This is a genomic window from Balneola sp., assembly GCA_002694685.1.
Classification (GTDB): domain Bacteria; phylum Bacteroidota; class Rhodothermia; order Balneolales; family Balneolaceae; genus Gracilimonas.
On sequence record NZMW01000002.1, the window covers coordinates 88,601 to 105,151 of the forward strand.

Annotated in this window: 12 protein-coding genes and 1 tRNA gene; 5 read left to right on the forward strand and 8 right to left on the reverse strand. The window is 38.7% G+C overall.

Features of this window, described 5'->3' with window-relative positions; all coding sequences use genetic code 11:
- Positions 1–6: 6 nt before the first annotated feature.
- Positions 7–816, reverse strand: coding sequence for a hypothetical protein (locus CL667_04315; protein MAL16917.1), 810 nt, complete (start codon positions 814–816; stop codon positions 7–9).
- Positions 817–936: 120 nt separating this feature from the next.
- Between CL667_04315 and CL667_04320 the strand changes: the two genes are divergently transcribed.
- From CL667_04320 to CL667_04330, 3 genes are all read left to right on the forward strand, one after another.
- Positions 937–2,202, forward strand: coding sequence for a PAS domain S-box protein (locus CL667_04320; protein MAL16918.1), 1,266 nt, complete (start codon positions 937–939; stop codon positions 2,200–2,202).
- A gap of 90 nt (positions 2,203–2,292) precedes the next feature.
- Positions 2,293–2,721, forward strand: a complete 429-nt coding sequence (locus tag CL667_04325; GenBank protein MAL16919.1) for a Fe-S metabolism protein SufE — start codon at positions 2,293–2,295, stop codon at positions 2,719–2,721.
- A 56-nt stretch (positions 2,722–2,777) separates the two neighbouring features.
- Positions 2,778–4,616, forward strand: coding sequence for a hybrid sensor histidine kinase/response regulator (locus CL667_04330; protein ID MAL16920.1), 1,839 nt, complete (start codon positions 2,778–2,780; stop codon positions 4,614–4,616).
- A gap of 39 nt (positions 4,617–4,655) precedes the next feature.
- Here CL667_04330 and CL667_04335 read toward each other — a convergent pair whose 3' ends face one another.
- Positions 4,656–5,273: a transcriptional regulator gene (locus CL667_04335; GenBank protein ID MAL16921.1), complete on the reverse strand. Its 618-nt coding sequence runs from the start codon at positions 5,271–5,273 to the stop codon at positions 4,656–4,658.
- A gap of 90 nt (positions 5,274–5,363) precedes the next feature.
- On the opposite strand from CL667_04335, the gene CL667_04340 reads away from it, so the two are divergent.
- Positions 5,364–5,699, forward strand: coding sequence for a hypothetical protein (locus CL667_04340; GenBank protein ID MAL16922.1), 336 nt, complete (start codon positions 5,364–5,366; stop codon positions 5,697–5,699).
- A 70-nt stretch (positions 5,700–5,769) separates the two neighbouring features.
- Positions 5,770–6,978 carry a hypothetical protein gene (locus tag CL667_04345; protein MAL16923.1) on the forward strand — a complete coding sequence of 403 codons (1,209 nt, stop codon included), beginning with the start codon at positions 5,770–5,772 and terminating at the stop codon, positions 6,976–6,978.
- A 213-nt stretch (positions 6,979–7,191) separates the two neighbouring features.
- Here CL667_04345 and CL667_04350 read toward each other — a convergent pair whose 3' ends face one another.
- The 6 genes from CL667_04350 to CL667_04375 form a co-directional block, all read right to left on the reverse strand.
- Complete coding sequence (locus tag CL667_04350) at positions 7,192–10,575, reverse strand: hypothetical protein (GenBank protein MAL16924.1); 3,384 nt, start codon at positions 10,573–10,575, stop codon at positions 7,192–7,194.
- A 188-nt stretch (positions 10,576–10,763) separates the two neighbouring features.
- Positions 10,764–11,141 (reverse strand): hypothetical protein, encoded by a 378-nt coding sequence (locus CL667_04355; GenBank protein MAL16925.1) that lies wholly within the window; start codon positions 11,139–11,141, stop codon positions 10,764–10,766.
- Between the two features lie 188 nt (positions 11,142–11,329).
- Complete coding sequence (locus tag CL667_04360) at positions 11,330–11,983, reverse strand: DNA-binding response regulator (GenBank protein ID MAL16926.1); 654 nt, start codon at positions 11,981–11,983, stop codon at positions 11,330–11,332.
- Positions 11,976–14,354 (reverse strand): hypothetical protein, encoded by a 2,379-nt coding sequence (locus CL667_04365; protein ID MAL16927.1) that lies wholly within the window; start codon positions 14,352–14,354, stop codon positions 11,976–11,978. The genes CL667_04360 and CL667_04365 overlap by 8 nt, the downstream gene beginning before the upstream one ends.
- 472 nt (positions 14,355–14,826) lie before the next feature.
- A tRNA-Arg gene (locus CL667_04370) sits at positions 14,827–14,900 on the reverse strand.
- 407 nt (positions 14,901–15,307) lie between these two features.
- Entirely contained in the window at positions 15,308–16,489 is a 1,182-nt protein-coding gene (locus CL667_04375; GenBank protein MAL16928.1) for a hypothetical protein, read from the reverse strand.
- Positions 16,490–16,551 lie beyond the last annotated feature (62 nt).

A 16,551-nucleotide genomic window follows, 5' to 3' on the forward strand; every position in this document is an offset into this window, starting at 1 on the left:
TTTATTTTAAGGCTCTGCAGGTTTAAAATGGAATAAGCCATTGAGGAACCGCTGTTTATTTAGCTCTTCTTGTGAAACAGCGCACCGGAATCCTACTTCATAAAATTTAGCATCACTCAAAACACCAACTCGCCAATATACTTTCGATGTGGTTACCCAAGAATTAAAGCTCCCACCTCGCAAAATCCTGATCATATTACCTTCAAGATCATGTAGCTCTTTGGGTTTTTCATAAAACTGATAATATTGCCCAATCCATTCCTGTACATTTCCACTCATATCATAAATACCGAGCTCGTTGGGTTTCTTTGTACCTACTTTAAACGAAAAAGAGACATTAGATTCCGATGTAATCGCATAGTTTTGTAATGAGTCTGGGTTATTGGTGCCTGAGTAGAGAAACTCTTTTCCACCTGAACGGGCTGCATATTCCCACTCATTTTCAGTGGGGAGTCGCCAGCCAAAGTAATTGCAATAGGCATCTGCATCATACCAGTCAACTCGTACAACGGCTCGGTCACCACGTCCATAGTTATCATCCTCGGGTAGCTCTCTGCCTGTAGCTTTGGCAAAAGCGTCGTATTCTGCAAAGGTTACTTCATACTTGCCGATGTAATAATCGTCGATTTTGACCTCATGAATAGGAAGAGCATCAGTGTTTACGCTATCGATTATATCACCCATAAAAAACGCACCCCCATTTACTTTAATCATCTCAGGTTTAGAGATTTTCGGGGTATTTTTGAAAAGTGTACACCCTGAGGCAAGAAATAAAATAAAACCAAAAACGATAATAAAAGGCATTTTTAAGCGCATACTAAAAAGGTAGTATATATTTAAAATAAATTCACCTCTAATTGGAATGATGTTGTTGTTCATGTAGTTCAGTTTGGGAATGATCAGGTATAATCCTACCCAATTAAATGATATAGTAAGATGGATCAGAAGTTAGACTCTGAAGTTTTAGAACAGATTAAGCAATGTTGCAAAGATGAAGCATCCTCCTCTAAGCTCGAGGAGCTGTTTGGGGAACTTTTTCAACACTTTCAGCAAGCAAAAAAGCAGCTCTCTTTACTTGAGCAAGCAATAAAGCATGATTATGATTCGATTGTAATCACGGAATTGAATTTAGAAAAGCCGGGGCCGAAAATTGTTTATGTGAATGATGGATTTACACGAATGACGGGGTATTCTAAAGAAGAGGCGATAGGTAAAACACCAAGGATTTTACAGGGCGAAAAAACGGACCGCCATGTATTGGACCGCTTGAAAGAACGGCTAATTGAAGGACAGGCATTTTTTGGGCATACGGTTAACTACCGAAAAGATGGAACAGAATTTATTAATCAGTGGGATATTCACCCTCTGACTAACAGCAAAGGTGAAATCACACATTGGGTATCTTATCAGCGTGATATCACGGAGCGTAAAGAGTCAAGTAAGTTGGTGTTTGATGCCAATCTAGACTTTGACAACCTTGCTGAAGAATCGAAAAAGACATTTATCGATCTGGATGTTCAAGGCAATATCATTTCATCCAATAATTCCTTTAAAAACTTAATGGGCCACGATGCCGACGAATTGAAAACAGTAAAGGTTTGGGATCTTGTAGTAGAAAATGATAAAGAAGAGATGAAATCCTTATTTGCAGATTTTGAAGCAAAAAATATTGAGGATAAAACCTACCCGTGGGAATTTGTGCAAAAGAACGGAGATACTGTTAAGCTTGAAGGCAGCATAAATTACTTTGTAAGTAACGACGAGACAATTATTCGGGTACACTTTGATAATATCTCAATGCGAGACCGAATTATCGAAACACTTAAGAAAAAGAAAAATAGCCTGCAGGATATCGTAGGTAAAAAAGATGAATTTACCCTGCGCTTTGTAGTTGATTCGGAAGGCAACACAGGCTGTAAATTCGTTTCTGATAATTTCACATCTATTACCGGCCGCAAACCAGATGATGTTCTTGGAGAAGGCCTGAAAAGTGTAATTCACGATGATGACATTAAAGCTGTTGAGCGCGCACTAGAAGGTGCATTCAATGGTGAAAAAACAAGTATCTCATGCAAATACGAAACTGCAGATGGAAATTACGTTTCAGTAATTCAGTCATTTAAGCCAAGCTACGGCAAAAATGATAAAGTAGTGGATAGCGTTAAAAGCGTTGCTATGATTGAACTTGAAGTAGAGAATTAAATTTCTACTAAGTTATATTTTTAAAAAAGCCCGCTATATGCGGGCTTTTTCTTTATGCAGAGTAGGTTTAACCGTATATTTAAAATAAAAATGGATATTCAGGTTACAGAAGAAAGAATTGTTAAAGAATTTGAGCTACTTCAAGATTGGCCGGAAAGGTATAAGTACATCATAAAGCTTGGTGACAAATTAGATCCGCTGCCAGAAGAAGCAAGAGTTGAAGATAACCTGGTTAAAGGTTGCCAGAGCCAGGTTTGGCTGACAGCAAGTATGGATGATGACAAGATTATCTTTAAAGCCGATAGTGATGCAGCTATTACTAAAGGACTTGTGTCATTAATGGTTCGTTTTTATTCAGGAAGAGAGCCCGATGTGATTATCGATAAAAAGCCGGAATTCATTGATAAAATTGGGATGTCTCAGCACTTGTCCCCGACCCGTGCCAATGGTTTGGCGTCTATGGTAAAACAAATGAAAATTTATGCCATGGCTTTTAAGGCAAAGAAAACGTTATCGTAATCTAATTGTAAGGCTTAATATAATTGTTTTAATTTCGTCCCTTAAAGGGGACAACCATGGATATGAGCTCAAAATTTTCTCTAACTGGCATTTCCGATATAGCATTGGGCAAAGACCTTAGGTCTAAGGATAAAATTATTGGCAAGAAGGCCGGAATGACTGTTTTGAACTCGGTCTCGTTCTTCCTCGCAGGCGTGTCTGTTTTGTTTTTAGTCGCTTTTCAGATTAATGAATCTGTTTCTCTAACGTGGTTCTTTTTATCTGAAGCACTCGCATTTCTTTTAATTCCTTTGTTAGCACGTCAAGGGTTTGAAAAAGCAGCTAAAATATTGCTTATAGCCTACGCTGACATAGGTATTATAATATTGAGCTCCGTTTTTGGCGGGGATGCAATGATTCAGGCTTTCTTTATCCCGGCTATGGGGCTTTCAATCCTTTTATTTGATAATACACAGGTTCACCTTCGCAATATGGGGATTTTACTCTCCATACTATCCTACTTCATTTTAGATTATATCATTTTTGAGCGGATTAGCATTTCCGAAAGTAGCTTCTCTTTGGTTCGCTGGAGCGTTTTGACGGGCTCCTTCGTTACCACCTGGCTCATTTTTAATACCTTTTCTCAGTTTAAAGAAGATGCAGAATATCAAACCCTGGAGCTGCTCCAAAAAGAGCAGGAGCTGAACCAAGAACTGAGTTTGAAACAGGAAAAGCTGGAAAATTATATTGGTCAGCTTGAAGTGGCTACAGAAGAACTTGCAAAAAGTACAAAAGCCAAGTCAGAGTTTCTTGCTACCATGAGTCATGAGATCAGAACTCCAATGAATGCGATTTTGGGGATGACTCACCTCTTAAAACAAGACAGCCCGCGTAAAGATCAGATTGAGCCGATTAACATTCTTGATTTTTCAGGAAAAACGCTTCTTTCTCTTATCGATGATGTGCTTGATTTCTCAAAAATTGAAGCAGGAAAAATAGAATTTGAGAACATTGAGTTTGAGCTCAATAAGTTGGTAAATGTAATTGTTGAGAGTTTCAGGGTTACGGCTAAGAATAAGTCCATTGAACTGAAAACAGATATTGGTGATGGTATTCCAAATTATTTAGTTGGAGATCCCGCGCGGTTAACTCAGATATTAAACAACCTATACAGTAATGCTCTGAAATTTACTGAAGAAGGAGAGGTTCTGTTATCGGTAAATGTTATTGAGGATTTTGATGATTCTGTACGGCTGCAGTTTGCAATTTCAGATACAGGTATTGGCATTGAGAAAAACCGGGTGGATACGATATTTGAGAGTTTTACTCAGGCCAGTCAAAATACAAAGAGATTATTTGGCGGAACAGGGTTAGGCCTTACCATTAGCAAGCAACTCACCGACTTACAGGGCGGCTCAATTTCTGTTGAAAGTGAAGAGGGAGAAGGAAGTACGTTTTATGTAGAGCTTACTTTTGAAAAAGGATCTTCGGAAGAAGAAGCAAAAGCTATTACCGAGAATTTTGATTCTGCAAAAAGCTTAAGTGGCTTAAAAGTATTGCTAGCAGAAGACAACTTGGTTAACCAGAAAGTAATGCTTCGTTTCCTTGAGCGCTGGAATGTAGAAATGAAAGTGGTAGACAATGGCTTTGAGGCAGTAGAAGCCATTAAGGAAAATAACTACGACGTTGTTCTTATGGATCTTCAAATGCCGAAAATGGATGGATATGAAGCTTCAGAAAACATCCGTAAACTGGATGATCCATATAAGCGAAAAACACCAATTATTGCGCTAACTGCTGCTGCTCTTAAAGAAGTGCGTGAGAAGGTATATGCGTCAGGAATGAATGACTTTGTGACCAAACCTTTCAACCCTGCTGATCTTGAACAAAAGCTTTTCCAGTTTATCGAGAAGTAATTTTCTAAGATATTTAGGAATAGTAAACTGCTGGGACTATCAGCTTTTAGCCTCATTTTTCTTCATGATCTCAGCCATGCTGCGATCACTTTCTGAATCAGATTCTTCTAGAGCTTTTATAACCCCTTCCCTGTCTTTCTGACTTCGGTTCTGGTTGAATTTGAACTGACCTTCCATCCTGTTAACATGTACACTCAACCCAACTATACCTTTTAGCAGCTGATCTCTCTTTTCATGGGCAGCCTCATAATCCCAGTCAGAATCTATGCTTTGTTCATGGTGATGAGTTAAAGAATCGACCATGGTTCGTAATTCATCTAAATCGTGAGTTATAACCGGAGTTCCATAGATGTGAACCGCAGCGTAATTCCATGTAGGTACCGTATTCTTTTCTTTGTACCAGCTTGGTGATATATATCCGTGGGTTCCCTGGAAAACAATGAGTAGCTCTTCCGCCTGAGTAATGTGTTGCCAGTGCTTATTTGCACGGGCAAAATGGGCAATTAAAATATCTTCTTCTCTTTTAACAAAGAACGGCAAGTGGGATGCCACCGGACCGTTCTTAGTTTGGCTAAATACCGTTCCAAAATTATGTTCCCTAACAAACGGATAGAGGATATCAGGATCTGTTTCTTTAAATGAATTAGGGGTGTACATTAATTGAGAAAGTTTTTATAAGAAATTGTCCCGAACCGGGAATCCTATTTGTCATACTGATGAATATTAACGTTTAAAATTAAGATTATCATGAACAAATATATGCTATTGCTGTATGATCGAGAAGATTCATTCAACGAAATGTCGCCAGAAGATATGCAAAATGAAATTGGTGAACATATGAAGTGGATTGAGAAGCTTGGGGATCATTACGATTCGGGAGAGGCTTTACTCCAGAATGCAAAAACAATAAAAGGGAAAAGTAAAATTGTTACTGACGGTCCTTACATAGAATCAAAAGAATTGATGGGGGGCTTTTACATCATCAAAGCTGATAGTTTAGAAGAAGCAGCTGAGTTGGCCAAAAATTGCCCGACCTTAGAATTAGGTGGCAGCGTAGAAGTTCGAGAGGTCATGGAAATGTAGGGTGAGTGAACCAACATCACATAAAACCAAAGGTATAGTCGATCATCTTTTTCGAAACGAAGCGGGAAAGATGACGGCTATATTAATTCGCCTATTTGGATTTAATAAGGCTGAACTCGCTGAGGATATCGTTCAGGAAACTTTTATCTCCGCCATGAAAAACTGGCCGTTGAAAGGAAAGCCAGAGAACCCTTCAGCATGGTTGATGCAGGTAGCCAAGAATAAGGCTATAAATGTATTGAAAAGAGATCAGTTGATTCAGTCGAAAGAATCTGATATTGAACCGTATCCATCAGCCGAAGAAGTTGACCGGATTTTTTTGGATCATGAAATAACTGACAGCCAGCTTAGAATGTTGTTCACCTGTTGCTATCAAGAGATTAAACCGAGGGAACAGGTTATGTTAATCTTGAATATTCTGGGAGGGTTGAATACAGCTGAGATTGGGAGCGCTTTATTATTGACTCCTGAAGCCGTCAAAAAGGCAATTTTCCGGGCAAAAAATAAAGTCAGAAAACGCCACCAAAAGTTGCCTGTAATTACAAAGCAAGATATCAGTGAAAAGTATGAGGTTGTACTGACGGCTATTTATCTGATTTTTAATGAAGGCTATCGAACTAGTTTTTCGGATACTATTGTAAACGATGAGCTATGTTTAACCGCACTCAGGCTGGCTCATTTAATGCTTAACCTTAAGGGCATTAATGCTGGAGAGGTTCATGCACTACTCTCGCTTATATACTTTAATATTGCTCGGTTTGAAGCCCGGAAGGAGGGCTCGGAAATGGTAGACCTTAAGACTCAGGATAGAAACAAATGGGATGCAGGACTGATAAGTAAAGGATTTCATCATCTTGAAAAATCCAGATCAAGCTTTAGACTATCCCACTATCATTTAGAATCCTCAATTGCATCAGTGCATTGCTCCGCTCAAAATTTTGAAGAAACCGACTGGCAGCTAATTTCACGATATTATAAAATGTTGCTGGAAATAAAGAGCTCACCAATTATTCAAATAAACTATGCAACTGCTGTAAGCTATTGGGAAGGACCTGAAGTAGGACTGCGTAATCTTGACAAGATTGAATATTCGCTGGCTAAAGAGAAGAAGTATTTACTATCCGCTGCCATTGCCGAAATGAATGCACGTCTTGAGAATTTTGGATTAGCTAAGTCCTATTATCTGGTAGCTTCCGATCAGGCAAATTCAAAACCTGATATCGAATACCTTTTGAAAAAGGCAGCAGAGTGTGATCGCAAAAGCTTTTCTAAAAATTAAAGACGGCTCCAAAAGTTGAGATTTGTTAGCCTTTTATTGAACTCCAATCCGAATCCATTAATCATAGATTGGAGAGGCTTTAGGAAGTATATTTAAATAAAAAAGGGCCGACTCCTGTCAGAAGTCGACCCTTGGGTTTTCGGGGTACAAATAAAATTCAGTGCATCATTCTTATCGGCTTAACTTGCCTGACATTTAGTAATCTGGATATTTTTAGAGTCCGCTATGAGGTCCCTTTAATTCACTTTTTGCAAAATGTATTGACAGGGTGCTTTCCGGATCAGAGCTAAGTTTAACCTCTCCATGTATTTGTTTTAAAAGTACTTTAATAAGCTCTTTACGAAGGTCGGTATTAGGGTCTTCATCACTATTATATAGTGGTAGCAGGTTGTTGTCTGGATTTTTGAGTTCAATTTTCACACACTCAACATTATTAGTCATGGAGATAAGCAGCTCACTTTTATCATCACCCGAATTGTTCTCGCATATGTAGTCTAGGTAGTCTAAAATCTCGTTTAACAACATACCCGCTGGAATAGCTTGATTTACATTCAGCTCAACTTCATCCAGACCTAAGTCTGCAGCTAGTGTAAATGCTCGTTCCTTGAATAAACTACTTACTTCACCAATAACACTTTGTATGTATTTCTTAAAGCTTACGTGCGAGAGGCTTTCATTTTGGTAAAGCAGTTCATGAATCTTTGCTATTGCAGTGATACGAGACCTGGTAGAGTTTAAATGCTTGGCAAATTTAGGATCTGAATTTTCGATGATTTCCAGATCAACCAGTCCTGAAACAATAGCCAGGTTATTTTTCACCCGATGGTGTACTTCATTTAGCAGAGTGTCTTTTTCTTGAAGTGACTTTTCAATGATGTTTCTGGCTTCAACTTGTTCTGTTACATCAATGGCTTCAACAAAAATCCCATAAGTTTCTCCTTGATCATTATGTATGGGCTTATATACAAAATTGAGATAATGTTTTTTTGAATCTCCGTTTTCACCCTTGTTAAAGTATACTTCCCTTTCGTTAAAATAGAGAGTTTGGTCTGACTCATAGCTATTGTCTAAAAGCTCAATGAAACCTTGGTTCGCTAATTCAGGTATCGCTTCAAGAACCGGAAGCCCAATGAGTTCGTCTCTACTTACCAGCTCTTTATACTTATTGTTCACAAAAGTGTAAGTATGATCTTTACCCTCTAGCATGGCTATGGCTGACGGAGATCCTTCAAACATATCCTGCATTTGAATACGTTCTCTCTTTTCCATTTCCAGAAGATGTACAATCTTGTTTTCAAGCTCTTTGCGTTTAGTTATGTCAACGTACATTCCATAGATTGCGATGACTTCACCGTCAAACTCAACAGGTACGCCTCCAACTAGAACGGGAACTTCTTCTCCATTTTTATTGATGCGGGTTGTTTCAGTCTGGAAACTATCGCCGGTAAAACTGAGTCGGGAAAGCTTTTCACCCTGTTCGTTCATTTTCTTTGGGACGATAGTGTCGTCCAGGCTCTTACCTGTCAACTCTCCATTGGAATAGCCGAAAATGCTATTGAAGCTATGATTAGTATTTTGGATGCTTCCGTCAGCATCAACCAAAACAATACCAATGGGTGAATTAAAGAACAGTTGATTTAGAAGTTGCTGATTTCTCTTAACTTCAATTTCAGCTTTTTTCCTTTCTGTGATGTCGGTATGGGAACCGGCTAATTTGGTTGAGTTATCTTTACCGTCGTCAAAACTGGCAAATTCTGCAACAGCCATTATCCAGCGATATTCTCCATTTTTAGCTTTAACCCGAAATTCTGCCTCGTATTTATCATTGGCACTACGGTATCGCTTAAGCTCTTCATCAGGAATGTCTTTGTCATCTGGATGGAGAAGGCTTAAGAAGAAAGCTCTGTTAAACTCTATTTCTTCTTCTTTATACCCTAACATTTTATACCAACGGTCATTGTAGTAAGCTTCTCCGGTTTGCATATCAACTTCCCACAAACCTATGTTGGCGCTATTAACAGCAAGTTCATTAAAGGTCTGAGTTCGCTGGAGTTCTCTTGAGACTAGTAATTTCTCTTTTTCAATTTCTTTGAAATCACTGCGGTTAAGCCCGCCCCCAACAATATAGCGTTCGTTGTTTTGCTCAAAACTGGTTCCTTTTAGAAGGTAGTGTACGATGCCGCCGTCTTTTGTAATACACCGGGCTTCTACACTCAATTTATTCCCGACTAGTTCTCCAGACATTATATTCTGAAGAATGGGACGATCATCGGGATATACAAGCTCAATTACATTAGTTTGCTCTATCTCTTCCCGGGAATATCCTAAGTCTTCTTCAAGCATCTGATTCCAGCGAATCATTTCACCCTTCAGGTTAAAAACAAAAAAAGCAGTGGGTAAACTTGATATGGCTGATTCGGTAAATTCTTTTTCATCAACCAATTGTTGCTGAATTGCTTTTTGAGAAGATATATCCCGAATATTAATGATCGTTTTTTGAGTTTCATCTTCAGCCTCAAAAATTACGGAGCTTACTTCAACCGGTATTTTATGACCATCTTTATGTGTGAATTCAACCTCACCGATAAAAGATCCGCTATCGGATCTTTTAGAAATAGCTTCAGCATTCATTGGGTTGCTAAGGTCAAATACGAGGTCTCGGTGTTGACCTTCCAACTCCTCAGCTTTATAACCAAGTATATCACACACTGCCGGATTAACCTTTAATATTTGGCCATCGGGTCTGCCTATGATTGTTCCTTCCAGGGTGTTGTTGAACTGTAGCTTGTATTGCTGCTCAGAGGCTTTTAAAGCTTCTTGAGTTTCTTTTCGCTCTGTGATGTTTTTAAATGCCCAACTGGTAACAGTTTCTCCATTAATATTTCGAAATAAGCTTACACTTAGTTCAATAGGCACTGTCTTATTGTTGGCCGTTTTTATTTCAAACTCACCTAAAGAGTTTCCATGCCGGTTAATTCTTTTTTGAATTTCTGCATGGCTTAAGCCTATAGAAAGGTAGGATGAAACATCAGAAAAAAGGAGAGCTTCATTACTTGCTTCAAGAATATTACAAGCAGTTTCATTTGCTTCAATGATTTGATTTTTTTCATTGACCGTTAAAATTCCATACAAGCTATTTTGAAAATGCTTATTAAGCTTTTCTTTTGTCTCTTTAAGATACTCTCTGTTAAGTACTTCAGCACTGATATCTTCGTAAATAATAACAGCACCTTCATCAGAACCCAGAGAATTAATTTTTACATTAAAGTGAGCTGTTTGGTTATGCAGAAAAGGCTGATATTTAGTTTCAAATGTCTTTTTTTCACCATTCAGTACTTCTTTAATACCAAGCAAAAGGCGCAATGCGAAATCATTTCCTTCGGCAAGAGGTCTCTGGAGAAATGACAGGATATTTTCATCCAGTTTTGGATGGTTCCAATGTTCTTTATTCTCATCACTGAAGATCTTCCACTGCAAGTTGTGGGCCACTACTATCCCTTCTGAATCCAGAATAGCAATCTGTGCATTCAAGGAATTTAGAATCGCAGAACTGATATTGTCCAATTCTACAGTTTTGAAAATTTGGTTATCATTCATCTCTTTTAACTAAACTTAATTTCTCTTCTCTTTGCCATTGACCCCAACTTGAACAGAATTTATGCATCATTTGGGCAAAGCGAATCACGTGAAAAGCGTATTTCTATAATTAGGTTTAAAAGCGGAGGAGCTAGATTTACTACCTAGGTGAAAACACCTACCGTGATTTTTTAACTAAGGCCAAATGATTATTTTTTTGGTAGTAATTCATTAATGGCGCTTATCACTTCTATTTCAGTAGGAGTAGTAGAGATGATGCCTGAGGCTCCGGCATCAATAAGAGGCTGTACAAATTTTCTATCCTCATTATAGTCCAGGACCAAGATGGGGATATCCTGAGTTATTTGGTAGAGAAGGCTGATATTTTTTGGGGCATTTCCAGTGCCGGAAGACGTATTAAGATCAACAATAACCATATTTCTATTTTTTAGCTCTTCCTCTGGAAATTCAGAGAAAACAAATTCAGGTCTGATAAACTGAATTTCAGCATCAAAATTTGATAATATAGAATCGGAAATGATGGCGTTCGTCTTATTGGTCCTTCCGATGAATGCTATTTGCAGCATATCTACTCAACTTATTATGGGAGTCTATTGCAAATGTAAGTGAAAGATTAGCCTTTGGAATCAGCATAATAGCCTATTTGCATATAGGTGTTTATACGTAGGTGATTACCCTGAGATCAGCTTGTAAAAAGAAAGGAGTGTGGATATAGATCGTATAAAAAGGGAAAACCAAAAAGAGATTAGCGATGCTAACTTTCAAAGAGATTATTGTTCAGAGCATACTTTACCAATCCGGCTGTATTTTTAGCTCCGGTTTTTTGAAGAAGGTTTCTTCGGTGAGAATCAACAGTTCTTACACTTACGAATAGTTGATCCGCTATTTCCTGGTTTGTAAACTCATTTACGATGAGCTTTAAAACTTCCAGTTCCCGATCTGTGATATTTGCATCTTTTGGTTCGGTAGATTTAGATACTGTAGGTTCAACTAATTGATGGAGAATAGTCTGTGTGGCATCATCACTGAAGTAGTGTTTCCCATTTATAATTGAGTTTATGGCCTTAATTAGTTCTTCTTTGCCTGAGCTTTTTAGAATATAGCCTGAAGCACCGGCTTTTATCATTTTCCGGATGTGCTGGTCTTCTGTCAGCATAGTAAGAGCCAGGACCTTGATATCGGGGGACTTTTCTTTAATGGCCTGAGTGGCTTCAATCCCGTTCATGATAGGCATGGTGATGTCCATGATTATTAAATCCGGCTCATGTTCTTCTGATAGTTCCACGGCTTTATCTCCCGACTCCGCTTCAAAGACAATATCAAACCCCGGTTCATCTTCCAGCAGTATTTTAATACCGTCTCTAACGATCTGATGATCATCCACTATTGCTATTTTAATATTAGCCATCTGAATTACTTGTATTGTTGTTGATTGGAACTACAACATTTAGAAAAGTTCCCCGATTTGGTTTGGAATCAAGTTCAAAATTCCCGCCTAATGCCCCTGTTCTGGTTTTTATTGTTTGAAAGCCCAGACCGACTTTAAAGTCTTCATCGTTTACGTCAAAGCCTATCCCATTATCATCAATCGTTAGGATCAAATCAAGCTCATCTTTTATAAGTTGCACGTTTATTTTTGTAGCATCCGCATACTTAATAGCATTTGAAAGTCCCTCTTGTGCAATTCGGTATAAGTTGAATTGAACTTCTCTGGGCAGATCTAATCCCTCAATATTGTGGAAATAGTCTAGAGAGATGGAAGAGCTATTTTGGTAACTATCCACTAATGACTCTATAGCCAGAGCAAGTCCGTAATCATCTACTACGCGAGGCATAAGATTTCTCGATATCTGCCCGGTTTCAGCTATGGCATTTTTTAAAAGGTTTAAGCCAGTTTTAAACTGATTCTGTTTCTTCTCAGTTAGATTTTCAATACTGCTTTTTACTGAATCAAAATTCATGTTAGCCGCAGCAAGATATTGGCCTAATCCATCATGGAGTTCCTGGGCTATACGGGCTCTTTCTTTATTCTCACCCTCAACAATAGAGGCCAGAACCATTTCCTCTGCTTTCTTCTGTTCTGTGATATCATTTACTAATATAAACCTGTAACTCTTTCCAAAATAATTAATGGATGCACCTGATACCCGTACATGGATTATTTCCCCGGATTTTTTTAGATGTCTGAATTCCCCGGTTTCTGAAAGAGGTTTAGCCTTGTCTCTATCGATAATGATTTTATCGTGATCACGATCTTCCTCAGGTCTGATGTCCATTAAATTCATTCCATAAAACTCTTTTCGAGAATAGCCATAATGCTTAACAGCTGCGTTATTTACCTCAATAATTCTAAAGTTTTCAGGGTTATAAATCCACATGGGCTGTGGGCTCTTCTGGAAGAGAAGGCGGTAATTATGCTCAGATTCTGCTAATCGTGTTTCAGCGTGCACCCGTTCTGTAACATCAACCACTGTTGAAATCATGAGGTTTTGGTCGTATACGGGGATGTTTTTTGCATTAATAATCTTTTTCTCTCCCGTCTTTGTAGTGATCTTGACGCCTTCCCAATTCATGCGTTCCGGATTTTTTGAGGAAAGATCAGCTGTAACCATTTCAATCATATTTTTTCGGTACTTCTCATCCGGATACACGTGTTCGAAAAAGCTATTCACATCTGTAAGAGTTTCCTTAGGCCAGCCATAAATTTCCGAAAAACGCTTGTTGATAAGTGTGGTTTCACCCGCATCAATAGAATTAACTGCAACACCGATGGGTAAATTTTCAAGTGTTGTTTCAATAAAGTCGTTTCGTTCTTTTAACTGCTTTTGGTATTCAGTTCTCTCCGTAACATCAAGCCCGATACCAATAATACTGTTATCAGATAACTGAATATTAGACCATTCCTGTATGTGCATGTTGCCAAACTTATCCTGTACTTCAAATTTATACCAGCTCCCATCTGCTTCAGACATAACTTGTTGAGCTTTTTCTCTCATTTTTGCATCAGGATAGCAAGCTCCAAGAAGGTCAATTTCTTGAATTTCTTTATTTGACCAGCCTAACGTATTTACAAAGGCTTCATTAACCCGGATGGAATTAATTTCAGGATCATAAATATCCACCATTACAGGAATCTGCTCAAAAATGCGTTCGAAAAGTTCTTTCTCCCTGTCATATTCTTGTTCAAGCATTTTTGTTTCGGTGATATCTTCAATAACACCTGTGATATGAGTTGCTTCTCCCTGTTCATTTTCGTGAACAGTACCCTGACTTTTCATCCAATGGATACTTTCATCCGGCCAAGTGATACGAAATTCAGCTAAATAGGGAGTCCTGGTTTCAATTGCTTCAATGAAAGCCTTCTTCACATCACTTACATCATCAGGATGAACCATGCGATAAAAGTCATTTAGGTCCCACTTTTGGGGCCTTTCTTTTAAACCAAAGAGTTTATAGTGGTGGGGTGAAGTAGAATTCTCGTTGGTTTTTAAATTAATACTCCAGGTTGCAATTTTTACAGAGTCCAGAGCTTTATCAACAACTTCTTGAGCGTCTTTTATATTATTGTTGCTAAACTGAACCAGAAAATACAGCATCAAGGAAGTTGTAAATACGAATAGCAGACCCTTGAGGGTGGAATATCTGGTGAGGGTGTCTACGTCTTTTACAAAGAGAAGAAGAAGTTGATCTGAAAACAAAATCCAGAGTGCCGCAAAAACGAGATAGATCACGGTAATGGTAACCGAGTTAAGTTGGAATATTTTTCTATATCTACTCATTCTATATCACGCAAGTATAGGTTACCATGTTCAGGAAAAACTAACAGTTTTCTTCTCAAAAGTACAAGGGGTTTGGCTCTAATAAATAACAACTTTTCAAGTATTTCCGGACTCGGGTCAATTTATACAATAAGAGAAGCCAGATTAGATTAGCGAGAGTATTTATAGATGGTTACATGAATTGGTTCTGTAAACTTGTGCTATAAAAAAACCACCCTCGCCTTAAATAAGACAAGGGTGGTTGTGTTTGTACCCACGATTTAACCCAATTTGGCTCTCTTAACCACTTAGTTAGAGCGATCCCAAAGCAATTCCTTACAAAGTTTTTTGATTTTTTTTGGCGCGTTGACTTCTGGTGACTATAACACCCCTGAATAAGGTTGAAAAGCAGTGAGAGCGAAGATTTGTTTAACCTAAATTACACCCTAAAACAAAAAAGCCTCACAAATCAAAGACTTGTGAGGCTTTAGTGTACGCACGAGAGGATTCGAACCCCTGACCTTCTGGTCCGTAGCCAAACGCTCTATCCAGCTGAGCTACGTGCGCATAAAATTTTCAAGAGCACTAAAGATAAGAAGATCAAAACTGGAGGGCAATTATTTTTACTGCTTAGAAAAAAGAATTTGTTTTTTGGATACCGTTTGTGCTAAAAACCCTTTAAAACAGGTTTGGTATGATTATTGGACTAATTATTTCATGAAAGTATTAATGCCAAACATATAAAAAGGAGTAATATCATGAATAATGCATCCAGACATATTATGATTCAGCTAGAAATAATACTCAGAGAGTATCCGGAAGCCGAATTCTATATTCAGGAACGTATGCGCTCTCTGATCGCAGATCTTCTGAATTCTGAGATTTGCTTTGAAGAGCTACATCCTCAGAAAGACATTCCTTTGCAATGAATAGTATTTAACCGGAAATTAATTCCGGTTGGAAGAACTCAAAGGTCATTCCGTGCCTGACATCCAAGACTGATATTGAGCTCGTCGCTCGGTTACTTTTTTGAGGTATCCCTTTGTTTCATCCCAGGGCAGATTCTCCAACAGGTAATCGTAATTTTCCTGAGCGGTCATGCTGTTGATGGTATCCCTGGCATTATTAAAGTTGGTCGAGTTGATATAAGCCCGGGCTACATTCCCGGCACCGGTGTTGTAAGCGCAAATCACTAAATACTCGTGTACGGTTTTATCCTCAATACCGCGCATGTAGCGGTTCATTAAAATATCGATGTAGGTAGAGCCGAAGAGTACATTCTGTGCAGGCTGGAATAGGTAGTCAGCAGAGGGAACGGCATCTTTACCATTCAATACTCTGTAAACATCCCGGCCGGCAGTTCTGGGTACAATTTGCATCAACCCAAGTGCATTGGCGTGAGACTTAGCCATAGGGTTGAAAAAAGATTCGGTGTGAATAATTGCAAGGATCAGCGTTGGATCCAGTTCGTACTGCTTGGCATAGGTATCTACTTCGTTGCGGAATTTCTCAGCGCGTTTTCTAAGGTGATCGGGGACAAGCTCAAGATTAAGTACAGCAACTTTTCTTATTTCTCCGTCTTCACCTTGTATCTCTTTAATTTCTACTTCCTCAGCTAGTTCTTCTGCATATTGAAGAGAGTCCATATCTTCAGGAACCTCAAGTTGTCCCGCAAGGACAGGTTCAGGGAGTACTTCTGAGGTAGTATCATCAGGCATTCCGGTTTCGGTCCCTTTGCTGCTCATGAGTTCGAGGATACTTTGCTCAATGTCAGCCATTAAACTGTCTTCGGTATCATTTTCATCGGCGAGTACTTCAATGGTGCCTTCACCTTCTTCGAAATCGACATCCCAACGAACATTTCCACCATTTTTATATTCAACCCAGTTGGACTTGGTTCGCTCTTTGAAGTCTCCCCATTGGCGCTCCATTTCTTCCCGAAACTGAGAGAACTCAAGTTCTTGCTGAAAAACGTATGCTTCATACTCGGCAATACTGGCATAGAGAGCGGAATCTTGTTCGGCTTGAGTTTGCGCTAATTGTTGCTGCCGCTGCTGAATATATTCTTCCCAGGTGATGTCTGAATCATCCTGAGCAAAGATAAATGTACTGCCTAAGAAAAGAATGGATAATGCTATTGCAAACGTTTTTTTCATTATAACCCCTTTTATTGCTGATGTACCTAAATAGTAAAATAAGTGTATGTACCCGTTGTTAT